The 26422-nt window shown below is 44.9% G+C and carries 18 protein-coding genes; all 18 read left to right on the forward strand.

The window, feature by feature from the left end; translation table 11 throughout:
• Positions 1-112 precede the first annotated feature (112 nt).
• Positions 113-1492, forward strand: coding sequence for an argininosuccinate lyase (gene argH, locus ABXS75_10760; GenBank protein ID XCP83563.1), 1380 nt, complete (start codon positions 113-115; stop codon positions 1490-1492).
• Positions 1493-1546: 54 nt separating this feature from the next.
• On the forward strand, positions 1547-2632 hold the full coding sequence (gene asd / locus ABXS75_10765; GenBank protein XCP83564.1) for an aspartate-semialdehyde dehydrogenase: 1086 nt from the start codon (positions 1547-1549) through the stop codon (positions 2630-2632).
• A 33-nt stretch (positions 2633-2665) separates the two neighbouring features.
• Positions 2666-4774 (forward strand): polyphosphate kinase 1, encoded by a 2109-nt coding sequence (gene ppk1 / locus ABXS75_10770; GenBank protein XCP83565.1) that lies wholly within the window; start codon positions 2666-2668, stop codon positions 4772-4774.
• An 18-nt stretch (positions 4775-4792) separates the two neighbouring features.
• Positions 4793-6916 carry a DNA topoisomerase gene (locus ABXS75_10775; protein XCP83566.1) on the forward strand — a complete coding sequence of 708 codons (2124 nt, stop codon included), beginning with the start codon at positions 4793-4795 and terminating at the stop codon, positions 6914-6916.
• Positions 6913-7578: a UDP-N-acetylglucosamine pyrophosphorylase gene (locus ABXS75_10780; protein XCP83567.1), complete on the forward strand. Its 666-nt coding sequence runs from the start codon at positions 6913-6915 to the stop codon at positions 7576-7578. The genes ABXS75_10775 and ABXS75_10780 overlap by 4 nt, the downstream gene beginning before the upstream one ends.
• Before the next feature lie 54 nt (positions 7579-7632).
• Positions 7633-8439, forward strand: a complete 807-nt coding sequence (locus tag ABXS75_10785) for an MBL fold metallo-hydrolase (GenBank protein XCP83568.1) — start codon at positions 7633-7635, stop codon at positions 8437-8439.
• Positions 8440-8717: 278 nt separating this feature from the next.
• Positions 8718-9413 carry an ABC transporter ATP-binding protein gene (locus tag ABXS75_10790; protein ID XCP83569.1) on the forward strand — a complete coding sequence of 232 codons (696 nt, stop codon included), beginning with the start codon at positions 8718-8720 and terminating at the stop codon, positions 9411-9413.
• On the forward strand, positions 9413-10969 hold the full coding sequence (locus ABXS75_10795) for a putative ABC exporter domain-containing protein (GenBank protein XCP83570.1): 1557 nt from the start codon (positions 9413-9415) through the stop codon (positions 10967-10969). The genes ABXS75_10790 and ABXS75_10795 overlap by 1 nt, the downstream gene beginning before the upstream one ends.
• A gap of 184 nt (positions 10970-11153) precedes the next feature.
• Positions 11154-12683 carry a sodium:solute symporter gene (locus ABXS75_10800; protein ID XCP83571.1) on the forward strand — a complete coding sequence of 510 codons (1530 nt, stop codon included), beginning with the start codon at positions 11154-11156 and terminating at the stop codon, positions 12681-12683.
• A 511-nt stretch (positions 12684-13194) separates the two neighbouring features.
• Positions 13195-14259 (forward strand): recombinase RecA, encoded by a 1065-nt coding sequence (gene recA, locus ABXS75_10805; protein XCP83572.1) that lies wholly within the window; start codon positions 13195-13197, stop codon positions 14257-14259.
• 24 nt (positions 14260-14283) lie between these two features.
• Complete coding sequence (locus tag ABXS75_10810) at positions 14284-14892, forward strand: regulatory protein RecX (GenBank protein ID XCP83573.1); 609 nt, start codon at positions 14284-14286, stop codon at positions 14890-14892.
• A gap of 112 nt (positions 14893-15004) precedes the next feature.
• A complete protein-coding gene (locus ABXS75_10815) occupies positions 15005-15868 on the forward strand; it encodes a hypothetical protein (GenBank protein ID XCP83574.1) in 864 nt (287 codons plus the stop codon).
• Between the two features lie 798 nt (positions 15869-16666).
• Positions 16667-21145, forward strand: a complete 4479-nt coding sequence (locus ABXS75_10820; GenBank protein ID XCP83575.1) for a SpaA isopeptide-forming pilin-related protein — start codon at positions 16667-16669, stop codon at positions 21143-21145.
• Positions 21135-21965, forward strand: coding sequence for a class C sortase (locus tag ABXS75_10825; protein XCP83576.1), 831 nt, complete (start codon positions 21135-21137; stop codon positions 21963-21965). The genes ABXS75_10820 and ABXS75_10825 overlap by 11 nt, the downstream gene beginning before the upstream one ends.
• Positions 21952-22653: a hypothetical protein gene (locus ABXS75_10830; GenBank protein XCP83577.1), complete on the forward strand. Its 702-nt coding sequence runs from the start codon at positions 21952-21954 to the stop codon at positions 22651-22653. The genes ABXS75_10825 and ABXS75_10830 overlap by 14 nt, the downstream gene beginning before the upstream one ends.
• Complete coding sequence (locus ABXS75_10835; GenBank protein ID XCP83578.1) at positions 22650-23687, forward strand: hypothetical protein; 1038 nt, start codon at positions 22650-22652, stop codon at positions 23685-23687. Before ABXS75_10830 ends, ABXS75_10835 begins: the two co-directional genes overlap by 4 nt.
• Positions 23668-23910: a hypothetical protein gene (locus ABXS75_10840; GenBank protein XCP83579.1), complete on the forward strand. Its 243-nt coding sequence runs from the start codon at positions 23668-23670 to the stop codon at positions 23908-23910. Before ABXS75_10835 ends, ABXS75_10840 begins: the two co-directional genes overlap by 20 nt.
• A 135-nt stretch (positions 23911-24045) precedes the next feature.
• Positions 24046-26421, forward strand: a complete 2376-nt coding sequence (locus ABXS75_10845) for a type IV secretory system conjugative DNA transfer family protein (protein ID XCP83580.1) — start codon at positions 24046-24048, stop codon at positions 26419-26421.
• Position 26422 lies beyond the last annotated feature (1 nt).

Genomic DNA, 26422 nt, shown 5'->3' on the forward strand with positions numbered 1-26422 from the left:
AAATATGAAATTAATGTGACGGAAACTTTACAGAGACTGCGGGTTTGTGATACACTAGGAAACAAAGTTTAAAATATTACTTTCACACGCTTAAGAAAAGAGGAAAAAACAGATGGCACAGTTGTGGGGAGGACGTTTTACAAAAGAGACTGACAAATTGGTCTATAATTTTAATGCGTCCATTTCATTTGATAAACGATTTTATGAACAGGATATTAAGGGCAGTGTTGCCCACGTTATGATGCTTTGCAGACAGGGAATCCTGACGGAAGAAGAGAAAAGAGAGATTATCGCCGGTCTTGACAGTATTTTAAAAGATGTGCAGAACGGCTCCCTTGCGATTACAGATGAATATGAGGATATCCACAGCTTCGTGGAGGCGAATCTGATTAAACGGATCGGTGATGCGGGAAAGAAGCTCCATACCGGGCGCAGCCGGAATGATCAGGTGGCGCTGGATATGAAGTTATATATAAGAAGCGAGATTCTGTCACTGGAGGGTCTGGTGGTAGAGCTTTTGCGGGAGCTCCTTTATATCATGAAGAAGCATACGGATACGATCATGCCGGGATTTACGCATATGCAGAAGGCGCAGCCAATCACGCTGGCACATCATATGGGAGCGTATTTTGAGATGTTTAAGAGGGATCACTCGCGTTTGAAGGATATTTATAAAAGAATGAACACCTGTCCTTTGGGGGCGGGAGCTTTGGCTGGAACCACTTACCCTCTGGACCGGAATTATACGGCAGAGCTGCTGGGATTTGACGGACCGGCGCTCAACAGTATGGATGCGGTATCCGACAGGGATTATCTGATCGAGCTCATGAGTGCGCTTTCCGCGATTATGATGCATTTGAGCCGTTTCTCAGAAGAGATCATTATCTGGAATTCCAATGAATACCAGTTCATTGAGATCGATGACGGGTACAGTACCGGAAGCAGCATCATGCCGCAGAAGAAGAACCCGGATATTGCGGAACTGGTACGTGGAAAGACCGGGCGTGTATATGGAGCGCTGATGTCGATCCTCACGACGATGAAGGGCATTCCGCTCGCATATAATAAGGATATGCAGGAGGATAAGGAACTGATCTTCGACGCCATCGATACGGCAAAAGGCTGCCTTGCACTTTTTACCGGTATGATGTCTACCATGAAGTTCAAGAAATCCCGGATGCTTGCCAGTACCAGAGGTGGCTTTGCCAATGCGACAGATGTGGCGGATTATCTGGTCAATCACGGGGTACCGTTCCGCGATGCACATGCGATCGTGGGGCATTTGGTGCTGACCTGTATCGGCAAGGGGATTTCCCTTGATGAACTGCCGCTCAACGAATATCGGGCAGTATCTCCGGTATTTGAGGGAGATATCTACGAGGCGATCCGCATGGAGACATGTGTGAATAAGAGAAATACCATTGGCGCGCCGGGGCCGGAGGCTATGAAGAAGGTCATCGATAGCTATACGGCGTATCTGGCAGAGTGCTAGGGACAGACTATTACAAAAGGATAAGCTATTACCAATAGAAATGAGGGATTAACGATGCAGAAAAAGTTAAGAGTAGGAATTTTAGGTGCCACGGGAATGGTAGGACAGCGCTTTATCGCACTGCTGGAGAATCATCCGTGGTTTGAGGTAGTTACGGTCGCAGCCAGTGCGCGTTCCGCAGGGAAGACCTATGAGGAAGCAGTCGGAGACCGCTGGAAGATGGATACACCGATGCCGAAGGCGGTGAAGAAGCTGATTGTTCATAATGTCAACGAAGTGGAGGCAGTGGCCGAGACAGTTGATTTTGTATTTAGCGCAGTGGATATGAGCAAGGAGGAGATCCGTGCCATTGAGGAGGCTTATGCGAAGACAGAGACTCCGGTCGTATCCAATAACAGCGCACACCGCTGGACCCCGGATGTGCCGATGGTCATTCCAGAGGTGAATCCGCAGCATTTTGACGTGATCGCATACCAGAAAAAGCGTCTGGGCACGACCCGCGGCTTTGTGGCGGTAAAGCCAAACTGTTCCATTCAAAGTTACGCGCCGGTTTTGACAGCATGGATGGAGTTCCAGCCTACGGAAGTGGTTGCCACAACATATCAGGCAATCTCCGGAGCCGGAAAGACATTTAAGGACTGGCCGGAGATGGTGGAGAATATTATTCCGTATATCGGCGGGGAAGAGGAAAAGAGTGAGCAGGAGCCGTTGCGCCTGTGGGGGAACATTGTGAACGGACAGATCGTGAAAGCGAAAGAGCCGGTGATCACGACCCAGTGTATCCGTGTTCCGGTGCTGAACGGTCATACGGCTGCCGTATTCGTGAACTTTGCTACAAGTCCGACAAAGGAGCAGTTGATTGAAAAACTGGTGAACTTTAAAGGACTTCCTCAGGAGCTTGAGCTTCCGAGTGCGCCGAAGCAGTTCATTCAGTATTTGGAGGAAGATAACCGTCCGCAGGTAAAACTGGACGTAGACTATGAGAATGGAATGGGGATTTCTATCGGGCGTTTGCGCGAGGATACGCTCTTTGACTGGAAGTTTGTGGGACTGTCCCACAATACCGTGCGCGGTGCGGCCGGAGGCGCAGTGCTTTGTGCTGAGACGCTTACCGCAAAAGGTTATATCCAGGCAAAATAGATGTAATTTTTTAGTTTAAAGGAGAGAGGGAAAATGGACAGGGAAATGTTGAATTACACGCAGAACAGGGAACTTTCCTGGTTAAAGTTTAACCAGAGAGTTTTGGAGGAAGCACAGGATAGTTCTGTGCCGCTTCTGGAACGCATGAAGTTTGTCGCTATTTTCACCAGCAATCTGGATGAATTCTTCATGATCCGCGTGGGCAGCCTGTATGACATGTCTTTGACGGATAACAGTGCCATCGACAGCCGTTCAGGCATGACGCCAAAGGAGCAGCTGGAGGCAATCTTTGCAGCGGTGGCGCCGCTTTATAAAGAGAGAGACAAAACGTATGCTGAGATCAAGAAGCTGCTCAGTCCATACGGAGTCTGCGGTCTTTCGATCAAAGAGCTGGAACAGCAGGAGAAAAAGTATGTAAAGAAATATTTCAAAGATCAGGTACTCCCGGTTCTGTCTCCGCAGATCGTTGACGCGAATCACCCGTTCCCGCATCTTTTGAATAAAGCGATCTATGTGATCGCGAATCTGAAGAAAGACAATAAAACGATGCTTGGTATTGTTCCGGTACCGCATTTTATTTCAGAGATTTTATACCTTCCGGGACATGATATCCGTTATATCCGGATGGAGAAGGTGATCATGGAATATCTGGAACTGGTATTTGATAAATATGAAGTTTCGGATAAGAACTATATCTGTGTTACGAGAAATGCAGACGTATCTCCGGACGATGAAGCGCTGGAGATCAACGATGATTTCCGTTTTCTGATGAGAGAGACGCTGCACAAGCGCCGCCGTATGGCAGTCGTGCGCCTGGAGACAGCGGAGCCGCTCACAAAAGAGATGGAGAAATATTTCTGCGACAAATTTAAGATTAAGCAGAATCAGATCTACCGTACCAAGATGCCGATGAAGCTGGATTTCATTTTCTCTATCATGGATAAGGTGCCAACTTCCATGAAGCGCTCTCTGACGGACGAACCGTTCACACCGCAGCCGTCCCGCTATCTGGCGGAGGGAAGCGTGATGAAGCAGGTAAAGAAGCACGATGTCCTTCTGTCTTATCCGTATGAGAGTATGGACCCGTTCCTACGCATGATTAAGGAAGCTGCCTATGATCCAAGTGTTTTGACGATCAAGATTACGATTTATCGTCTGGCTAAGAAGGCGAGATTGGTGGAATATCTCTGTGCAGCGGCTGAGAATGGGAAGGAAGTCACGGTGCTGATCGAATTGCGCGCCCGCTTTGATGAACAGAATAATATTGACTGGTCAGAGCGGTTGGAGGAGGCCGGCTGTCGGGTGATCTATGGATTTGACGGCTATAAGGTGCACTCCAAGATCTGCCTGATTACATATCGCAATAAGAACGAGATTCACTATATTACGCAGGTGGGAACCGGCAATTACAATGAAAAGACGGCTACGATGTACACTGATGTGTCTCTGATCACCGCGGACCGCGGGATTGGTACAGATGCTTCCGTATTTTTCAAGAACATGTCCATTGGAAACTTAAATGGCAGCTACGAGCATCTGATCGTATCGCCTACCAGCCTGAAGCTGAAGGTGCTGGCGCTGATGGACGAGGAGATCAAAAAAGGCGAGAGCGGAAGAATCGTAATGAAGATGAACTCTGTTACGGACGTAGACTTTATAAAGAAGGTCTCCGAGGCGTCAAAAGCAGGCGTCAGAGTAGATTTGATCGTGCGTGGAATCTGTTGTATTTTGCCGGGAGTTCCGGGATACACGGATAATCTGCGAGTGACCAGTATTGTGGGACGTTTCCTGGAGCATCCGCGTATTTTCTGCTTTGGATCAGGAGCGGACCGGAAGGTTTATATCGGATCAGCGGATATGATGACCAGAAATACGGAGAAGCGTGTGGAGGTTGCGTGTCCGGTTTATGATGAGCGTGTGAAAGCACAGCTCATTCAGATGTTAAAGATCATGCTGGCTGACAACACGAAGGCGCGTGAGCTGCAGAACAACGGTGTTTATATTAAAAAAGAAAAGGGCACCTCGAAGGTTTGTGCCCAGGAATATTTCATGAAAGAGGCGGTTACCGTAAAACGTCCTAAAGTGGAAAAGGAGGAAAATATTGGCGATAAGCTGAGGAAATTCTTCCGGAAGAGAAAATAGGAGTATAGATATTAATATATGGGAAAATCAGTATTTATCGCGGAGAAGCCCAGCGTGGCTCAGGAGTTTGCCAAGGCTCTGCACCTGAATCTGAAAAGAAGGGATGGGTATCTGGAAGCAGAGAATGCCATCGTTACCTGGTGCGTGGGCCATCTGGTCACCATGAGTTATCCCGAAGTATATGATGAAAAATATAAGCGGTGGAGTCTTCAGACTCTGCCGTTTATCCCGAAGGAGTTCAAATATGAGGTGATTCCTGCGGTAAAGAAACAATTCGAGATTGTAAAAGGCGTTCTGACCCGGTCCGATGTGGACAGGATCTATGTCTGTACGGACTCGGGACGAGAGGGAGAATACATTTACCGTCTGGTGGAACAGATGGCACATGTGAAGGGGAAGGAGCGCCGCAGGGTCTGGATCGATTCCCAGACAGAGGAGGAGATTCTCCGGGGCATTCGCGAGGCGAAAGACCTTTCGGAGTATGACAATCTGTCCGAGTCCGCCTATCTCAGAGCAAAAGAGGATTATCTGATGGGGATTAATTTTTCCCGCCTTCTGACTCTGAAATATGGAAACAGCATCTCGAACTATCTGGGAAATAAATATACCGTGGTTTCCGTGGGCCGTGTCATGACCTGCGTACTGGGCATGGTGGTACGGCGCGAGCGGGAGATCCGCGAGTTTGTGAAGACACCGTTCTATCGGGTGATGGAATCGGTGGAGGTAAACGGACATACATTGGAAGGGGAGTGGAGAGTACAGAAGGATTCCCGGTATTTTGAATTTCCCCGTTTATATAAGGAAAATGGATTTAAGGAGCACAGGGACGCCGAGGAGCTGATACGTTACCTGGTGGGAAGAGAGGCTTCGGGAACTGCGCAGCAGCAAATGCCAGGCGGGGAAGTGCCGGGGCTTGCCTGCCGTATTCTGGCGATCGAGAAAAAGAAAGAAAAGAAGAATCCGCCGCTTTTGTTCAACCTGGCGGAACTTCAGAACGAGTGCTCCAAACGCTTTAAGATCAGCCCGGATGAGACGCTTAGGATCGTGCAGGAATTGTATGAAAAGAAGCTGGTGACCTACCCGAGAACAGATGCGCGTGTACTTTCGACAGCAGTGGCAAAGGAGATCACCAAGAATCTGAACGGGCTGAGCAAGTATCCGATGGCGGCTCCATACATGCAGGATATTCTGGGATTTGGGAGCTATAAGACATTGGCAAAAAGCCGGTATGTCAATGATAAGCAGATCACAGACCATTATGCGATTATTCCGACAGGGCAGGGACTTGGCGCCCTTCATGCGATGCCTCCGGTCTCAAAACGGGTATATGACCTGATCGTGCGGAGATTTTTGAGTATTTTCTATCCTCCGGCGGTCTATCAAAAAGTGGCCATTACCACGCAGATTAAAGAAGAACAGTTTTTTACCAGCTTCCGTGTGCTGACGGAGGAAGGCTATCTCAAGGTGGCGGGACTTCCGGGACAAAAGAAGGATAAGAGCGAACAGGAGACAGATACCGGGAAAAAAGATGTAGAAGAAGGGGCAGGTGAAGATGCGGAAAAGGACATGGACGCCGACTTCTTTGCGTGCGTTAAGAACCTGAAAAAGGGTGATGTGCTTGCCGTGAAGGGCCTTACAATCAAAGAAGGAGAGACAACGCCTCCCAAACGCTACAATTCCGGCTCTATGATTCTTGCCATGGAGAATGCCGGACAGCTCATCGAAGATGAGGAGCTGCGGGCGCAGATCAAAGGAAGTGGGATCGGTACCAGTGCCACCAGAGCCGAGATCCTGAAAAAACTGTTCAATATCAAATACCTGTCGCTGAATAAAAAGACGCAGATCATTACGCCGACTTTGTTAGGAGAGATGATTTTTGATGTGGTAGAGCATTCGATTCGTTCCCTTTTGAATCCGGAGCTTACAGCGAGCTGGGAGAAGGGGCTTACCTACGTGGCGGACGGAGATATCACACCGGATGAGTACATGACTAAACTGGATCACTTTATTGTGAGCCGCACGAATGGAGTGTTGGGATTAAATAATCAGTCACAGCTTAGAAGCTGCTACGACAAAGCCGCAGTTTTCTATAAAAACGGAGCAACCGCAAAAACCAGGAAAGGAAAGGGAAAGACATCATGAAAGAAATGACAGTAAAAGAAATGTATACGCTGGAAGAGACCATTGCAAAAGACATTTTTGAAGGAGTTACCTATCCATGGGAGGTCCTGCCGAAGATTGGGAATTTTATTCTTGAGTTGGGTAAGACTCTGCCGGAAGAAGAATACGAGAAACGCGGTGAGAATGTATGGGTGGCAAAAAGTGCGAAGGTCGCGCCGACAGCATTCATTAACGGTCCCGCGATCATCGGAAAAGAGGCGGAGGTGCGCCACTGTGCGTTTATCCGCGGTAACGCCATCGTGGGCGAAGGCGCGGTCGTAGGAAATTCGACCGAGCTGAAAAATGTGATTCTGTTTAATAAAGTGCAGGTTCCGCATTACAATTATGTGGGGGATTCCGTTCTCGGCTACAAATCTCATATGGGAGCCGGCTCTATTACTTCAAATGTAAAATCAGATAAGAAGCTGGTAGTGGTAAAGACGCCGGAAGGCGGAATCGAGACCGGAATGAAAAAATTCGGTGCAATGCTGGGCGATAACGTAGAGGTCGGCTGCGGAACGGTCCTGAATCCGGGAAGCGTTGTGGGAAGCGGAACGAACATTTACCCGCTTTCCATGGTGAGAGGATATGTACCGGCGAACAGTATTTACAAAAAGCAGGGAGAAGTTGTAGAAAAACAGTAGCGGCAGATCCAAAGAGACGTAAATCGGTCTGAAATACAGAAAGAGAGAGCACAGATGAAGCTGACAATATTTGGCACAGGAAATGCGGATGTGACGGAGTGTTTTAACACCTGTTTTGCGCTTTCCGAAGAGCATAGACATTTCCTGGTAGATGCAGGGGGAGGCAATAAGATCTTGAAAGTCTTAAAAGATGCCCGAATTCCTGTTGAAGAGATTCACGATATTTTTATTACTCATGAACATATTGATCACCTGCTGGGAGTGATCTGGCTTGTGCGTATTATCGGTCAGAAGATAAACCAGGGGAAGTATCAGGGCGAGCTTCGGATTTATTGTCATGCAGGTTTGGCTTCTACGATCAGGACCATCGCGGAGCTTACGATTATAGAGAAGGTCACGCGGCATATCGGTGAAAGGATTTTGCTGATTCCGCTTGAGAGTGGGGAACAAAAAGAGATTATCGGCTGTCCGGTCACGTTCTTTGACATTGAATCGACCAAGGCGAAACAATTTGGTTTTACGATGCTCCTTCCGAGTGGGACAAAGCTATCCTGTTGTGGTGACGAACCATATAATGAGTGCGAATATGAATATGTGAAGGAAAGTGACTGGCTGATGCATGAGGCCTTCTGTCTGTATGCGCAGCGTGATCAGTTTAAACCATATGAAAAGCATCACAGTACCGTGAAGGAAGCCTGTGAATTGGCCGAGAGGCTAAAGGTTCCGAATCTGATCCTGTATCACACGGAAGAAAAGAACCTGAAAAATCGAAAAGAATGGTATACAGAGGAAGGAAAACAGTATTATCATGGCAATTTGTATGTGCCGGATGATATGGAAGTCTTTCTCATTGAATCATAAGATGCGTAGACGCCCGGCTTGAACTGGTGATGAAAAACTGTTGCTGAATTTGCGGGAGAGCCATGCAGAAGGTGCGGGATAAGCGCGAGAAGGTGATTAGAAAACTGTTGTTGAATTTACAGAATGTGTGAAAGGACATAGACATTCTGTAATAGAACAGCAGTTTTTTATTGCGGCCTTTTTTATTACATATAGCCAAGGAAATACTTGACATTGTATTATGACAATAGTACAATAAAAATGGCAATGATACTATAACATCACAGGAGGACAAAATCATGCTTGAAATAGAAAATTTAACGAAGGTTTACGGAAAGACTTTGGCGGCAGATCACGTTAGTTTTCGCGTAATGCCCGGACAGGTCGGAATCCTGCTTGGTCCGAATGGCGCGGGAAAATCCACGGTGATCAAGAGCATAGCCGGACTTTTGCGGTACAACGGTCAGGTAAAGATCTGTGGCCACCCGGGACGGTCCCTGGAAGCGAAACGGGTTTTTGGATATGTGCCGGAGATTCCGAGTATGTTCGAGGCGCTGACTGTAAGAGAGCATATTGAATACATAAAGAGAGCCTATCAAAGTCAGATCTCGGAAGAAGAGGTCGAGTTCCTGTTAAAGCGTTTCGAGCTGTTTGATAAGCAGGATAAGATGGGGAACGAATTGTCAAAAGGTATGATGCAGAAGGTGAGCATTTGCTGCGCCCTCGCGGTGAAGCCGCAGGTGATCATGCTGGACGAACCGATGGTGGGGCTGGACCCGCAGGCCATCAAAGAGTTAAAGGAAGTGATCAAAGAGCTCAGAGGGTTTGGGGTCACGATTCTGATCAGTACGCATATGCTGGAGATGGTGGACGGTCTTTGGGACGTGATGTTCGTGATGGAAAAGGGGCGGATCATTGGTTCCTACAGCAAGGAAGATGCGGGCAATAAGGAGCTGGAAGATTTATTCTTTGAGATGACAGGCGGTGAAAAATAATGAAGACTTTATTTTATGTTGCGAAAAGAGAGTTCATAAACCGTCTGAAGAAGGCGCTTCGGCGCCCGGTGACGTACCTGTTCGCGGTATTTATCATAGGCTATATAGGTATACTGTTGTTTGCTCTCAAAGAGATGATGGGAGATATTCATTTTGACAATCCGGCGGGACTTGCCATCGTGATCACGGTTTTAATTTTCGTGGCGCTGCCGTCCAGCTATATGATGTATGCCATGAGAAAGGGAATCATTTTTAAACCAAGCCATGCGCACTTTATATTTAGCGCACCGATTTCCCCGAAACGGGTCCTTCTGTTCGGAGCTTTAAAGAATATTCTCATGGATTTGATTTTTGGCATTGCGATTTTTGTGATTGGAATTTTGTTTTTCAGTGTATCGGTTTGGAAAATGCTTCTGGTCTTTGTGTTGTGGGTGGTGATGACGGCTTTGCAGGAGAGTGCGATTGTCGTTCTCTTATATGGAAATGACAAAGTATCCGCACAGAAGGTAGATAAGGCGGGAAAAGTGCTCCTGGGAGTTTTGGTGCTTTTGGGACTCTTTGTCGCATGGTATATTCACAGCTATGGTCTGTCTGTCGCGAGCGTGGCGGGGATATTCGAGCACCCGGTGCTTCAGATGCTTCCGCTGATCGGGTGGAATATTGCGACCTTCCGGCTGGTGATTCTGGGAGCCACTACGGTCAATGTGGTATGTACATGCCTCTATTTTCTGTCCACAGCTGTTTTGGTATTTGCGGCGTGGAAGATGGAGTGTACAGGCGGCTATTATGAGGAGGCAGCGAAATTTGCGGATGATTATCAGGCGCTGCGTCAGAGAAACAAACGGGGCGAGACCGGTACGGGCAAGGAAAAATACCGCCACCTGAAGTCCGGTATGGCGGGAAAGGGTGCAAGTGCGATTTTTCACCGGCATTTTCTGGAATATAAGAAAGCCCGCTTCTTCATTTTTAATTCTATGGACCTGGTGAGTGTGTTCATCGCTTTTGTGATGGCGAAGGCTTATGACGGAGATGGGAAGTACGCCTCCTTGTTCCTTTTGGGAATTGTGGCCTATGTTGTGTTCTGCACTTCGGGAGCCGTGGGGAAATGGGAGAAGGAGCTTAACAATCCCTACCTGTATCTGATACCGGCAAGACCGATAGAGAAATTGTGGTATGCGACACTCATGGAACACATTAAGTCCCTGATTGATGGAACAATCATTTATGGGGTGATCGGAGTGAGCTGGCATGTTCCAATCTGGCAGATTGTAAGCTGTATTTTGATTTATGTGTTGTTTCAGGCAGATAAGATGTACATGCGGATTTTTGCTATCTACATTCTGGGAGATCATTTTGGGACGCAGCTTCGCAATTTGTTTAGAATGCTGATCCAGTCCAGCGTGATGGGAATCGGAATTTTCCTGGCGGTGATGCTGGGCGTACTGATAGATGTGAATTTCGTCTTCCCCGCACTTTTGATTTACGGCGTTGTGATCACGGCTATAGTGATGGTTCTGGCAGCCGGAAGGTTTGAAGTGCTGGAGCAGATTGATTAATAAAAGAGAAACTCTTCTTGCAGTTTGATGGAAAATCAAATGATGCAGGAAGAGTTTTTTTCTTTATGGGATTGACAGATGGAAAAAGTCGTGCTATTCTAATTAAAGTTTATTGCTTTAAAGTGTAATAGTTTAAAGCGTTGCGGTTTAAAGTGAAGAATAGAGGAAAGAAGAGGGTAAAAGAATGATAGTAAAAGTGATTCTGCTGATCGTGTTTTTTGCAGTGATGGTGGGAGTCGGTCTGTATGCGCGTAAGAGTGCGACCAGTGTGGACGGATTCGTGCTGGGAGGACATGCGGCCGGACCGTGGCTTACCGCATTTGCATATGGAACATCTTACTTTTCAGCAGTAGTATTTGTAGGATATGCAGGACAGTTTGGGTGGAAATACGGTCTGTCGGCGACCTGGATCGGACTGGGAAATGCGTTTATCGGAAGTCTGCTCGCTTGGGTCATTTTAGGGCGCAGGACCCGTGTTATGAGTCAGCATCTGCAGTCGAAGACCATGCCGGATTTCTTCGGAGAGCGGTTTGACAGCAAAGCGCTGAAAATCGTGGCGTCGGTGATTGTTTTCGTATTCCTGGTTCCGTATACGGCGTCGGTATATAACGGGCTTTCACGCTTGTTCGGAATGGCGTTTGATATTCCTTATACATACTGTGTTCTTGCAATGGCGTTGTTCACCGGCGTTTACGTTATCCTGGGAGGATATATGGCGACGGCGATCAATGACTTTATCCAGGGCATCATCATGCTGGGCGGAATTTGTGCCGTCATTGCAGCCGTGTTAAGCGGGCAGGGCGGGTTTATCCAGGCAATTCGGACGATGGCGGAGATTCCAAGCGACGTGCCTTTGACTCAGGGCCAGCCTGGAGCCTTTGTTTCGTTCTTCGGTCCGGACCCCTTAAATCTGCTGGGAGTTGTGATCCTGACTTCTCTTGGAACCTGGGGACTTCCGCAGATGGTGCACAAGTTCTATGCGATTAAAGACGAAAAATCCATCAATACCGGTACGGTCATCTCTACGGTTTTTGCGGTAGTGATCTCCGGCGGCTGCTACTTCCTGGGTGGTTTTGGACGTTTGTTCGACAATCCGTCTATCTATAATGCAAAGACAGGGCTTCCGGTATATGACAGCATCGTGCCTTATATGCTGTCTACGCTTCCGGATATACTGATCGGCGTTGTCGTGGTTCTGGTGCTTTCGGCATCAATGTCCACCCTGTCGTCCCTGGTGCTTACTTCCAGCTCCACTCTGACCCTGGATTGTATCAAGGGCAATCTGGTGAAGAAGATGAGTGAGAAGACGCAGGTCGTTGTGATGCAGGTACTTATCGTGTTCTTCATCGTGCTTTCTGTTGTGATCGCACTGGATCCGCCGACCTTTATCGCGCAGCTCATGGGAATTTCCTGGGGCGCTCTGGCCGGGGCATTTCTGGCGCCGTTTATGTACGGATTGTATTGGAAGAAGGTAACGCCGGCCGCTGTGTGGGGCAGCTTTATCTGCGGCGTAGGAATCACCATTTCCAATATGTACCTGAAATACATAGCATCTCCGATCAATGCAGGTGCGGTGGCTATGATAGCAGGACTGATCGTTGTTCCGATCGTTAGTCTGATCACGCCACAGATGAAGAAAGAAAAAGTGGACCAGATCTTCCAGTGTTATGAGGAGAAGGTTACGATCAGTGTGAAACGTTCGTTGAAGGATTAAAAGACAATATGAGAAATGAGGAATCGGAGAGATGGCATATCAAAGAGCCGTCTGCCGATTCCTTTTTTGCCAGGAATACCTAAGGGAGATTTCAATAGATTTTCGTCTTGTTTGAATTTCATTTTTAATTTTTCGTTTAACTCTTATTAATCTTTGACTTGTTTGTCGGAAAAATATTTTTTACAAAGATTTCAGGATATCTGCAGGTAAAATGGGTTGTATCCCGGAAATCCATATGATATGCTTTAAGTGCGGACATTCATAAATGTACTAATACAGGCGAAAACTGTTCGGCAAAGGTGCAGCACCTTCCGGGGTTCGGTTTCTCCGGAAAAACTTGCAGGGGCATCTGCCTGCAGGAAAGGCAGAACAGAGGGGACGCTGAAAATAAAGTGGGAAAATGTGTTGACAAAACAGAACGTATGTACTATTATATCAATAGAACAAACATTCGTTCGCTTTACGGAGAAGAGGAATGTTTCGCAGTAAATGATCAAGGAGATTGAATAGAATGGCAAATATCAGTGATGAGAATAAGAAAAAAGCATTAGATGCAGCGATTGCAAAATTAGAGAAAGATTATGGAAAGGGAACTGTGATGAAGCTGGGGGATCCTTCTGTACGAACCGCGGTGGAGACTGTTCCCACCGGTTCGCTTAGTCTGGATCTTGCCCTGGGTATGGGCGGTGTGCCGAAGGGAAGAATCGTGGAGATCTACGGGCCGGAATCGAGTGGTAAGACCACCGTTGCACTGCACATGGTCGCAGAAGTACAGAAGCGGGGAGGAATCGCAGGATTCATTGATGCAGAACATGCACTGGACCCTGTCTACGCCAAGAATATCGGAGTGGATATTGATGAACTCTACATTTCTCAGCCGGATAGCGGAGATCAGGCGTTAGAGATTACGGAGACGATGGTGCGTTCCGGTGCTATTGATATTATCGTAGTGGATTCGGTGGCTGCTTTGGTACCGAGACAGGAGATTGAAGGAGATATGGGAGACAGCCATGTGGGTCTGCAGGCACGACTGATGTCCCAGGCCCTCAGAAAACTGACTCCGGTCATCAGTAAATCCCATTGCGTCGTGATCTTCATTAACCAGCTCCGTGAAAAAGTCGGCGTGATGTTTGGAAATCCCGAGACCACGACAGGAGGCCGTGCTCTGAAGTTTTATGCATCTGTCCGTATGGATGTCAGAAGAACCGAGACCTTAAAACAGGGCGGCGAGATGGTCGGAAACCATGTGCGCGTCAAGATCGTCAAGAATAAGATCGCTCCGCCGTTCAAGGAAGCAGAATTCGATATCATGTTTGGAAAGGGAATTTCCCGGGAAGGAGATATTATTGATCTGGCAGCAAACGTGAATGTGGTCAATAAGAGTGGTTCTTGGTATGCTTATAACGGAGAGAAGATCGGCCAGGGCCGGGAGAACGCGAAGAACTATCTTGCTTCGCACCCGGAGATTATGGATGAGATCGAGGCTAAGGTACGGGCGCACTATGGCATCGGAGTCGAGGGAGAAGAAAAAGAGGCAGACAACAAAAAGGCAGAAAGTAAAGAGACAGAATCCTAAGAGAGGATTTGAATAGGGCATACTATGATCGTTACCAAAGTTGAGGCAGTCACAAAGGCTAAATATAAGGTATACATAGATGAGCAGTTCGCTTTTGTATTATACAAAGGCGAACTGTCCCGTTTCAGAATAAAAGAGACGGGGGAGATCACGGAAGAGACTGTGCGTAAGATTAAAGAAGAGGTTCTTTTAAAACGAGCGAAGCTGCGGGCGATGCATTTACTGAACGATATGGCGCGCACGGAGACGCAGCTTTTTCAGAAGCTGAAGCAGAATGGATATCCGCAGGACATCGCGGAGCAGGCGGTCGCCTACGTAAAGTCTTTTGGATATATTAATGATGAAGCCTATATCCGCGGCTTTGCTGATAGCAGGAAGGAGAGAAAAAGCCGCAGGGAGATCACGGCGCTTCTTGGCCAGAAGGGTCTGAACATGGAGCTTGTGGAGAGGGTGCTGAGCGAGGTGTATGAGGAGCATTCTGATGAGGCGGCGATCGAAGAGATTCTGCGCAGGAAGCACTGGAGGCCGGGAGAGACCGAGCGAAAGGAAGAACAGAAGCTATATGGCTACCTGGTGAGAAAAGGATTCCGCTATGAGGATATACGCCGGGCGATGGCGCAGTATCAGGAATAGATCAAGTTATACAACATTTTGTTGTCGGGGTAGAAAAGTTGTAGGGAAATAATAGGGGAAAATGAAGTAGTCTGACAAATTGATTTTCGGATATGATAGGTGAGGAACTGGCATGAACAAACTTAGCATATCCGTATATGAAAAGTTAATAGAGAAGAAGGCTACCAGCAAGGAGATTGATTTCGTTCTATACCTTGCACGTTACCAGAATGCCTATGGCGAAGTAGAAGGTGTATATTACCGGGATATCTGTGAAGAACTAGGGATTTCCGCACAAGGGTTCTACGATCTGAAAGAGTCTCTTATAAAAAAAGAAATCATAGTGTGCTTAAAAAGAGATTACACAGATTGGGATATTACATTGTTAGATAATGAGTTCCCGGATGAAGAGGCATATAAGAAAGGGTATTTTCAGCTTCATGCGAAGATGTTCTCATCCGATAAGTTCAGGAAAATGCGGGCAGGAGCAAAACTTCTGGCGATGGATTTATATAGGTTTAACCTGATCAATAAAAGTTCACATGAGATTAATATAAATAAGTTCTTTAGTAAATATCAAGAGCTTTTAGGGGTGAGAACTGCTGCGGTACGTTTATACCTGACACAGATTAAGGAATTCTTTTATGTCAACATAGTGAATAAGAATTACTATTTTAAGCTAAAAAAGGATATGGCAAAGTCTCCGGAGGGGAGTCAAAGGACAGAAAGGCAGAATTATCAAGACCAGATATATAGGACTGTTCTCCGGAGAAATAGGATAAAAAGAGTATATGAAAAGGCTCAGATGGATGTGATGAAAGTCTTAAATATTTATCACAGGGATTTAATCCATTCGAGAGCTGGTGTAGGATTTACAAAGATCGTGAAGGAAAGTTTGGAGGTAATTAACAAGGGGAAGCCTAAAGCACAGTATAAAAGGGTGTTGCGGCCAAGTTTGATAAACAAACTTTTGGGAGAAGAGTTTTGTTATGCATAATAGCAGATAGAAAATGACCTGGGATTCTCAGGTCTATTGCTGGTAGAAAAATGTGTAAATTGCAATATTGGAAAGAGAATTGGAGTGTTATTCACACTCTTTTTTTTATGCTTTTTGGCTGCCCTTCGATTTGGAATTGTAAAAGTTGAATAGGAAAAAGCTGAAAGTAGAAGAATTTAAAAATATGCATTAAAGCATTCAACTTTCACAAGAAGATAATTTTTATGTATTCAAGTAACGTGGAATGAAATAAATGATAAAAAAATATTATTCAATTTGTGCGATGAGGATAGAAGAATAGTATTCAAGTTATAAGAGAGCATCAAAATAAGAAATCCATTGTAAATAAGGGATTTAGAGTTGATTTTCGTGCCACAATATCTTTATTCCCTATTATATCCTTATTCTCAAGTGCTATATATTCATAACTGCACCCGATATTTATTAAAAAAGAAGAAAAAAAGGAAATACGGGCGTGAGAAAGCAAGTTGGTCTAAGCCAATAACGAGAACTGAGCATGTTCCGCGTATTCATGCGGGAAGAAAACTATCCGATAACAAAAAACTAAGGGGTTGCATTCGGACAGGAATCATATTACAATAGAGACGTAACAAGGGGTTGCATTATCCATGGGATATGTAACTCCTTGTTTTTATACAATTTTTTAAATAAACAAATTCTATGAACGCATAATCATTCAATTATTTCTGAGAACTATTATAAAAAATCACTTCAAAATTCAATTCCATATCCCATGGTTTTTGAAACGCCAAAATTGCAGAAAGGAGAGGAGGGCATATGAAAAAAAGAAATGCCCTAAGAAGAGGTGCAGCGTTGCTTGTATGCATAGTCATGTTGGTCACTTTGATTCTTCCGGGAATCAGAGTCCAAGCGTCGGATGAGATTACATCGATGGAGACGGCAGTTGAATCTGTAGTGGAGCTACAGACAGAGCAGGTAAGCGATCAAGCAGCACCGGATTCTGAGGAAGAAAATATTGATGGAAAGGAGGTTGGAAAAGAAAACGAAGTAAAGGAAATGGCAGAGCCTAGTGGTGAGCCTGTGCCAATGGATTCCCCAATGGTTGAAACGAGAACCACGGGAGAGAATAGTCAGGAACAGCAGGCTGAAGATTCAGAGAATGGGAACATGCCTGTAGAGGAAGAAATAGCAGATTCAGTTAATGAATTTGGAGAAGATTATTTTGCTGGCAGCTATTCGATTGAGAATTTTCAAGTCGATCAGTTACAAAATACTCCGGGAAAAAGGCTGGAAGTGGCAAAGAGGCATTCATGGGAGAAATATCTAGATCAGAATAATTATCTGAGACAAGTTTTTTACACTTTATATTCGGATAAACAATTAACATATCTAACGCAAAAAGACCATGAAATCGTTTTTTTGCATAACCCTGAACCGTTTACTATATCTTCTTCTGGCAGAGCATTAGCTACCACAAGAGCAGCGTCTGGAAAAGTAACACAAATGACTAAGACTACGACGCTAGGATATACGACTGCGGTTTTCAAAATTACTGATCCAGTAACTGGATACAATGGAGAGGCGTTCTGTAGTCAGCATAGTAAGTATACACCAGAGGTCGGTACAGCTTTAACAAACGGCGGTCTCGTTACAAATCAAAATATCAGAAAATGTGTTTATTACTGGTACACAGGAGATATCAAGAAGCAGGGGAGTACCTATACATTTGGCTACACTTCTCTGGCAATATCGTACTTCAATGGTGATACGTTCCAGACGAATCAGACTTTTCGGGATTTTATGGACTGGATCAAAGGCAAGCCAAATGCTCCGGCTGATTTTAAGGTTTACTGGGCAAACACGACAAGTAGCTCTTATCAAAATCTGGTTTATGGGAAGATGGAACAGCAGGTTCAAAAGGGGAAAGTGACTCTTAAAAAGAGTTCTGCAAATCCTGCACTCACCAATAACAATTCCTACTATTCGCTTAATGGAGCGGTGTTTGAAGTTTATAGTGATAAGAACTGCACAAAAAAAGTAGGGACGTTGACAACAAATGCGAATGGAACTACTAATACGATTGAATTGAATGCGGGTACTTATTATGTGAAAGAGACAAAAGCCCCGAAAGGTTTTGCGTTAAGCAAAGAGGTGAAGAGCGTAACCATTACGTCTGGAAAAACAGCTACGGTATCTTTTACTGATTTGCCGCAAGCTGACCCGGTAGGTGTATTGCTGGGCAAGATAGATGCTGAAACAAATCAGAATAAACCCCAGGGAAGCGCTACTTTAGCTGGAGCAGAATTTACTATTTTATATTATGATTCCAATCCGGATAGCGGTGCACAACCAAAGAAGAGGTGGGTGTTTAAAACAGATGAAGACGGCTTTTGTTATTATGCGGATGAGTATTTGATAGATGGTGATTCGCTTTATTATGCAACAAATGGATATGAAAGTATACCACTTGGTTACATTACTATTCAGGAGACTAAAGCACCAGAAGGGTATTTGATAAATCAGGAGTTGTTTATATGTGAAATCACAAGTAATGGGACCGCAGAGTTGGTTTATACCTACAACCAGCCGATCATCCCAGAAAACATATTAAGACTGGATTTGGTCAAGAAGCAGGAAGGAACAGATATTGTTATCCCGGATGTCGAGTTCGAACACACGAAACCAGACGGAACAAAGGAAAATGTAAAGACGGATCAGAACGGCCAGTTGACCCTTAAAGGTCTCCAATATGGTGAGCATACTCTGAAAGAAACAGCCGTAATGGACGGATACGAGTTGAATGAAAATGTGATCAGCTTCACCGTCGCGGAGGATAATTCGATCACGCTGAATTCTTCTTTCGATGAGTCACAAGGCAAGGTTGAGTTTACCGTAACAGAAGAGGGAAATATTAGTATTGAGATGGAAGACAAGCTGTCGCCATTTGAACTGGTCTTGCACAAGATCAATAATAGGCAGCTCAAACTTGACGGAGCAGAGTTCACCGTATATTCAGACAAAGAATGTACTCAGCAGGTAGCAAAAGGCGTTACGGAAAACGGAGGAGAACTGCATATAGACGATCTGGAAGTAGGCACTAAATACTATCTGAAGGAGACTAAGGCTCCGAAGGGATATAGAATCCAGACAGATCTGTTTGGCAATCCTGTTGTCTGGGAATTTTATACCGAAAGTATACCAGCAGAGGATAAATTCATTTTCTATGTAGATGACAAAGCATATGATTCATCTTCCGAGCCAAATGAAAAGTTTACAGTAAGCGGAACAAAGGAAGCAAGGGAAGTTCATATGACTATTGAAAATTCCATACTGCGGCGTTTACCCAATACAGGATCGCCTTGGACAATAATCGTTTTACTGGGCGGAATCATGTGCTTTGCATATGCATTAATTTTGAGTAAAAAGGAGAAAGGCACAATGAAAAACAATGTAATGAAAAAGATGTGTGCGGTTGCGCTGGTATCTGCGATGGCTGTAACTGCATTACCGGGTAACGTATGGGCGGCAGATGGTACATCAGCCGTTGCATCAACAAGAGCGGTTGCTCTAACGGCAAAGGGAGAGGCTGATTTCGGACGAGGCAATGCTAATATTACCATCCAGGGAAATGAAGGACAGACCTTGATCGGAAAGAAGTTCAACGTATACAAGCTGTTTGCGGCAGAAAATTCAGTTGGTGGAGAATCTATCAATTATACAATCAATGCACCATATAAGACAGCGCTTAAAACAGTGGTTGGGAAAAAACTCTCCAAAACTCCGTCGGACGTAACGGAGTATGAAGTGATCGATTATATTCAGTCGCTCAATACGAATCCGGTGGAAGGTGCACAGGCGACGCAAAAAAATGAGGGGTCATATAGTGATTTCAGGTACTTCATTGAAGAGCTGCGTAATGAGATCGTAAAAGAAGGTGTTACTGGTGATGTAGTGACAGTGACTTCTGTGAAATCCAATAATTCAGTAGTGATCAAAGGATTAGAATATGGTTATTACATTATTGATGAGGTAAGCAATGTAAGCGGCAGCCATTCAGCGGCGTCACTTTGCATGGTGAATACACTTAATCCATCGGCAGAGGTGGACATTAAATCAGACTATCCCTCAGTAACAAAGAAAATCCAAGAAGATGACGATAGGAACAGCATCGGTTCAGACGGATGGAATGATATGGCAGATTTTGAGATTGGCCAGACGGTACCATATAAGTTCACCTCTAATGTACCGGATATGAATGGGTATGATACTTATTACTACGCATGGCATGATGTTATGGATGAGGCATTGACGTTCCAGCCGAATAGTGTAGGGATTGTGATCAAGGATAAGAATGGAAAGACCTATACTCTGAAAAAGAGTGAATTCAGTATCAACACGAATCCTGGGAATGGAGAGACATTTAAGGTTGAAGTGAGAGATCTGAAAGCAATTGTGGACCGTGAATTTGACCAGATCAACAGTAATAGTGAAAATATATACGGTCAGGAAGTGGTGCTCCGCTATGATGCAGTCTTGAATGATAAAGCTGCCGAGGATACGGGAAGACCGGGATTCGAAAATGATGTAAAACTGGAATTCTCTAATAATCCGGATGGAGACGGACAGGGAGAGACCGGCGAGACGCCTTGGGATACGGTTGTATGCTTTACATATAAGCTGAACGGATTAAAAACAAACAACCATGATCTTGTCCTTGAAGGTGCAAAGTTCCGCCTTTATTCAGATGAAAACTGCAGGAACGAAGTATATGTAAAGAAAACTGCAAATGGTTATAACGTCATCAATAGGGATAGTGTTGGAGGAAACGATCATACTGGTGGGTCGATACATCCAGAAGCGGTAGAGATGGTATCCGCTAAAGACGGCGTATTTACAATCTTCGGTTTGGATGGCGGAGTGTATTGGCTGAAGGAAACGGAAGCTCCGGACGGATACCGTCTTATTGAAGATCCAATCCGTCTGGAAGTCAACCCAACATTTGTACAGGATAGAAATTCTTATGTAAAAGGGCAGGGCGCGACAGACCAGGCACTTGCGGAACTGGAATATGAGGCGTATATTAAGCAGTTCTTATCAGGCGTTATGAAAGATGACACGATTATTCTGGAAACAGACATTGAGGAGGGCTCCGGAAACCTGACCGTTGTCAACCAGGTAGGAATGAAGCTCCCGATCACAGGATCTAATATGACAATCATTTGTCTGGGTGCTGGTATTGTGCTTATTTTCCTGGCGCTTCGGAAAAAAGAAAAGACTGTAGGCTATGAAAAATAAGTGGAAACGGATAGTGGCTTGTTTGGTTGGAATCATTTTATGTTGCTATCCCTTTGTGAATGGTATTGTTCAGCGGCAGTTTCGTAAGGAGGCTGTCGCGACCTATAAAAAAGGGTTAGAAAAAGGTAAGAATCTGGATGATACGCTTCAAAAGGCTGCGGAATATAACGATGTATTATGCCAGGTTGGAAATGCACTGGTCGGTAATGCGCAGAACGGAATCCTAAGCAGCGAAAATTATGAAGGCCTGCTAAATCCTTCTGGAAATGGAATCATGGGAGTCATCAAGATTCCAAAAATCAATGTCAATCTGCCGATTTACCACGGGACTGCGGAAGAGGCTATATCGAACGGTGCGGGACATCTGGAAGGGAGCAGCCTACCGGTAGGAGGGGAAAATACCAGATGTATCCTCACCAGCCACAGAGGACTTCCAAATGGGAGGCTGTTTACAAGGCTCGATGAGTTGGAGAGGGAAGATTACATTTTTCTTGAGGTATGTAATCAGACGCTGGCATATCAAGTAAATGAGATCGAGGTGATAGAACCGGAAGAGCTTGATAAGCTGTATATCCGACCGGAAGAAGATCTCCTGACTCTTGTAACATGCACTCCTTATGGAATCAATACGCAGCGTCTGGTCATAACAGGTGAAAGAGTACCATATGAGGAAGGAAACGAACAGAAGATATTACCTAAGATGTATTCGGTCAGAGAGCTTGTATTTACAATGATTCCAATCATTGTCCTATTGGTATTTTTATGGAAAGGCATAAAAAGAATGATGAATAAAAAGAGGTATAAGGATGAAAAAGAGTAGAAAGTTTTCTGTGCTGATTCTGCTGATCCTGATCCTATCCTTTGCGGGTTCCGGCATAGTGAGCGCCGAAGAATCTGCGGAGAATGTAGAGACCGCAAAAAAATACGGGAGTATTGAGATCGAACTGACAGACGGAGGCGTCGGTACGTCTAAAGAAGGAGTTGTATTTTCTTATAGCTATGTAGCCGACCTTGTTCATGGAGAATATCGTCTTTTGGACCGGTATAAGGAAAGCAGGGTCGATTTTGAACAGATCAAGCACGCAAAGGATATGGAAGAGGCAGCCAAAAAGCTGGCGAAATATGCTGATGATGAGAAGCAGGTAATAACTGATAAGAACGGAAAAGCTGAGATCAGGGAGCTTCCGATAGGGGTTTATCTGATTATTGTAGCCGATAAAGCTGATTATGATGAAATCACACCATTTTTAGTTGCAATTCCTACTTTTAGTGATACGGAAAAGGAGATGAAGTATGATCTGAGGATTTTGCCAAAACATACACCCAATCCCCCTGGGAAGATTGTAACGGAGACACCGCCTACAGTGAAGACGGGGGACAGTGCAAAAAGTGCATTATATCTGGGACTTGCAGGAACGGCTGGATTTTTGGCGGTGGCAGTCATTGCTATGCTCCGATATCAGCATAAAAAGAGAAAAGCAGAACTGGAAAGAGAGATTAAAGAATGAAGAAAGGAAGAGGTATCATAACAACTCTTCTTTTGGCTGCGGGAGCCATATTCTGGATAAATGATATTGCAGTAAGAGCCAGCGATGGCTCTGCTGCAGACGGAGTTGTCTGGAAAACGTATAAATATACTTCGGATTCACCGGAACAGAAGGAGAATATATTCAAAAAAACAATTAAAAAGGATGGCAGGACATATCAACTTGTTGATGTCAGCTACGATGTGCAAAAAAAGAACCCGGTAACAAAAAAAAGCCAAGTTGAGCTTACGGCCTTAAGTGAACCGGTGAAATCGTCGGAAATGTCCGGATTTGCCGAATTTACGAGAAAGGATGGAGTTTTATATCGTCTCGATAAAGATACAATTCGGGAAAGCGGAGAAGCGCATGTGCAGAAAGTTACAGTCAATGAAGATTATAACCATGCCGTGGATGCATCTTCTGTACCGCAGAAGATAAAAACTAAAGCGACAAATGAACTGACGGGTGAAGAAACAGAGGTAGAGTGCAGCTTTGAGGAGATTATCCGTTTAGACCGTTTTTGGCAGGATTCTTATATCGACATTACGTTTCAGCAATATGATGCAAATGTGTTTTACTGGCAGGGACTGGCGATCACAAAAAATTCCCAGAATATACCTCTAAAGGGATACGAAACGCAATTGTTGTCTTCGGTAGGACTTAGCCCGGACACGGGGAGGGTGCTTAAGACTTATTGGAGTTCAGATGAGTATACTGCTGACGGTGTCGTATGCAGGGATGCAAAAGCAGAGGTGCAGAAACTTGTAACCCCATACCGGGCAAAATATTCTGGAGAAATCAGAATGCCGATATATGAAGCTACATATACGGGTACAGTCGAGGAGATTGTAGAAGGAGAATACACCTACGATATGGTCGCTACAGCAGAATATCATCAGAGTCATGATATGGTGTATTTTGTAGGGATTGTAGTTCTGATTTTAGCGTTGCTTTTGATCTTATTTTTGATCAGTAAAAAGAGAAAAAGGAAAGAGGGTGAAAAGACAAATGTTTGATCCGATCAAAACAAAAATCTATTATTTAGCAGAACAATTAAAACCGCTGGGCATTCCGTGTCTGGTTCTTGCCCTGGCATGTTGTGGTTTTATGCTGCTTTGGCCAGATACGGATATTTCGCGAAAGGTTAAGAAATACCTTCCGATAGCAATCGTTGGCTGCATGTTGGTAATGGGGTGCATTACGATTGGCGAGGCCATAGGGGCAGGGCTGACATTTTAGAAATAAAGGAAATAGTAATAATGGTATATCACAACTAAAGGCAGATGGAAATATGCTGCAAAAAAGGAACTATATAAACGATTATCACGCATAAATCTAGAGGCGGGGCAACAGGCCCCGCATATGGAGAATGAGATGAGACTAAAAAAGAAAGTACAAGCTGAATTAGTATATCCAACACAAAATAAGAAACGCGTCATGCGGTTGAATTATTTCCTTGGAAATAGAGCTGTGCTGCCGGTGCTTACGGTTGCCTTGGATATATTGGTTCTCTTTTTAGGCAGTTATCTGATCAACCTTGTCCGGAATTTCCCGGAATGGATGAGCGGTGCTGTTGATATAAGAACATATGCAGGCCTGCATAACATACTTCCCTTGCTGCGGATTTCCGGAACAAGTAAGGCGATATTTTTCTTTGTTATAGGGATTGTAGATTTTATTTTCATTTTCAAGGTTCGGGTGGCTTTTGGCGAATCGAATATGAATAAAGGGCAAAAAGGGACTGCGAGATTTGCAACTTTGAGTGAGATCAAGGAACAGTATAAGGAAGTCCCTGCGAAAGAAGAGAAGTATCCTGGCCGGGGCGGAATGCTTATAAGCCGGTATAAGGATAAATGTTATATTGAAACGGATCCCGTACATGGATTGTTTTTAGGTATTACAAGAGCAGGTAAAGATGAGATGTTCCTCCGGCCGATGATTGAGATCAATTCAAGGGCAGTAGATGCGCCTTCCATGCTCATAGTCGATTTGAAACTGGAAAATTATAAAAGCACAAGCCTGCTTCTTAAGGAGAGAGGATATGACACTTATTTGATCAATATTGCATTCCCAAAGTATTCGGATGGCATCCAGCTTTTAGATAAAGTGATCGAACGGATCAGGGAAGGTGATATTGATGAGGCAGAGGCGCTCTGCACACAGATTGCGGATATCCTGTTCCGGGAAGAGAATAGTGTACAGTCTGAGAATTCCAGGTACTTTAAGAATAATGCAACGAACCTTCTGCGGGCGATGATTTTTGCCCAGACGGAGGACTGCCTGAAGCAGGACGAAGAAATGGACCGGAAATGCAGGCTTAAATGGGAAGAAAAGCAGAAGGAATATGTGCTTTATTCTGAAGAAAGGCAGATGCAGATCGATGTACAGTTTGAATTTGAAAAGAAAAGATTTTTTTCAACGCATACTCCAGAGTATCATACCGGGGAATGGCAGTCCTATGTACTGAAGAAAATGAAGCAGATACCGGCCTATGAAGAATACAAGCCATGTATGGATAACGTAAGGAAGGTTACATTTTATTCTATTCTCTATACCTTCTCTACATTGGCTGAGACAGTTGTCGACCAGAAAACCGGAAGAACAAAGCTGGACGTGTATTTTGGAAAACGGCCGGTAAATGACAAGGCAAGAAAATATTTCAGTTCTATCAAAATAGCGGGTTCAGATAAAACAAAAGGGAATATCTATTCTACGATGCTGTCTGATCTGCAGATTTTTATGAGGAACGATATCGGAGCTTTGACGTCGGAAAGCTCATTTAATATCGATGACATTGGATTTGGAGAACGGCCGGTGGCAGTCTATCTTGGAATGCCGGAATATGACCAGACGAAAAACAGCATTATCTCCATCTTTATGACACAGGTATACTATGAACTTTCGCGGCGGTGCGCACTAGGAAAGGGCGTGTGCGACCGGGATGTGTTTATCTTTTTCAATGAGGCAGGGAACTGTCCGGCCATTCCTAATCTGCCGACAGAGCTTACGACTTCGGCCGGAAGAAGGATTTACTGGTACTTTTTTATCCAGGAGCTCCAGCAGCTTAAAGACTTGTATAGGGATAATTATAAGACGTTGTTCTCTAACTGCGGAAATAAAGTGTATATCAAATCCGGCGATCAGGAAACGAACAAGGAATTTGCTGAACTTATCGGGAATGAGACGGTGACGAACGTGCAGAGGAACGGAAAGAAAATGTCACTCGATAAATCGTTGTTTGAGCATTTTGAGGAAAAGCCTCTTATGAATGCGAACCAGCTCATGCAGGAGATGCTGGTAGGGGAGAATATCATTGTGAGGATCATGCATCCATACGATAACAAAGGAAATCCGATTAAGCAGTACCCGATTTATAACCGATATGAGAACGGGACCCAGTTCATACCGGCGCACAAATATCTTTCGGACATCATACCGGATCACAGAGAGATTGATTTTCTGCAAATGGTAACATGCAGCCGCGAGCATATTGATCTAAAAGACACATTGGTCGACGTGGAGAAAATCGGAAGTGAAGGCGGGAAAGTCCCGGTTGTTTTGGAGGACCTTTCTACCTATCAGGCCCTGATGAGGGCGGTCGCTGATATTTTGGGAGAGGATTTTCTGTGTGAGAAGGAGATCAATGGTGATATGCGGATACAGGCTTTTCTTGATATTCTGCATAGATCCCAGGTGGAACGTTTCCAGGCACAGGCTATTCTAACAATTTTGGAGAGTGGAGGAGCATGAT

The sequence above is a fragment of the Roseburia hominis genome (assembly GCA_040702975.1).
GTDB lineage: Bacteria > Bacillota > Clostridia > Lachnospirales > Lachnospiraceae > Allocoprococcus > Allocoprococcus hominis_A.

Bases quoted from the DNA above. Each gene is read 5' to 3' on its own strand.
- ABXS75_10775 (XCP83566.1), top strand. From the start codon at position 4,793: ATGGGAAAATCAGTATTTATCGCGGAGAAGCCCAGCGTGGCTCAGGAG.
- ABXS75_10825 (XCP83576.1), top strand. From the start codon at position 21,135: ATGAAAAATAAGTGGAAACGGATAGTGGCTTGTTTGGTTGGAATCATT.
- ABXS75_10815 (XCP83574.1), top strand. From the start codon at position 15,005: ATGAACAAACTTAGCATATCCGTATATGAAAAGTTAATAGAGAAGAAG.
- ppk1 (XCP83565.1), top strand. From the start codon at position 2,666: ATGGACAGGGAAATGTTGAATTACACGCAGAACAGGGAACTTTCCTGG.
- ABXS75_10790 (XCP83569.1), top strand. From the start codon at position 8,718: ATGCTTGAAATAGAAAATTTAACGAAGGTTTACGGAAAGACTTTGGCG.
- ABXS75_10785 (XCP83568.1), top strand. From the start codon at position 7,633: ATGAAGCTGACAATATTTGGCACAGGAAATGCGGATGTGACGGAGTGT.
- ABXS75_10845 (XCP83580.1), top strand. From the start codon at position 24,046: ATGAGACTAAAAAAGAAAGTACAAGCTGAATTAGTATATCCAACACAA.
- ABXS75_10800 (XCP83571.1), top strand. From the start codon at position 11,154: ATGATAGTAAAAGTGATTCTGCTGATCGTGTTTTTTGCAGTGATGGTG.
- ABXS75_10780 (XCP83567.1), top strand. From the start codon at position 6,913: ATGAAAGAAATGACAGTAAAAGAAATGTATACGCTGGAAGAGACCATT.
- recA (XCP83572.1), top strand. From the start codon at position 13,195: ATGGCAAATATCAGTGATGAGAATAAGAAAAAAGCATTAGATGCAGCG.
- ABXS75_10795 (XCP83570.1), top strand. From the start codon at position 9,413: ATGAAGACTTTATTTTATGTTGCGAAAAGAGAGTTCATAAACCGTCTG.
- asd (XCP83564.1), top strand. From the start codon at position 1,547: ATGCAGAAAAAGTTAAGAGTAGGAATTTTAGGTGCCACGGGAATGGTA.
- ABXS75_10820 (XCP83575.1), top strand. From the start codon at position 16,667: ATGAAAAAAAGAAATGCCCTAAGAAGAGGTGCAGCGTTGCTTGTATGC.
- ABXS75_10835 (XCP83578.1), top strand. From the start codon at position 22,650: ATGAAGAAAGGAAGAGGTATCATAACAACTCTTCTTTTGGCTGCGGGA.
- ABXS75_10830 (XCP83577.1), top strand. From the start codon at position 21,952: ATGAAAAAGAGTAGAAAGTTTTCTGTGCTGATTCTGCTGATCCTGATC.
- argH (XCP83563.1), top strand. From the start codon at position 113: ATGGCACAGTTGTGGGGAGGACGTTTTACAAAAGAGACTGACAAATTG.
- ABXS75_10810 (XCP83573.1), top strand. From the start codon at position 14,284: ATGATCGTTACCAAAGTTGAGGCAGTCACAAAGGCTAAATATAAGGTA.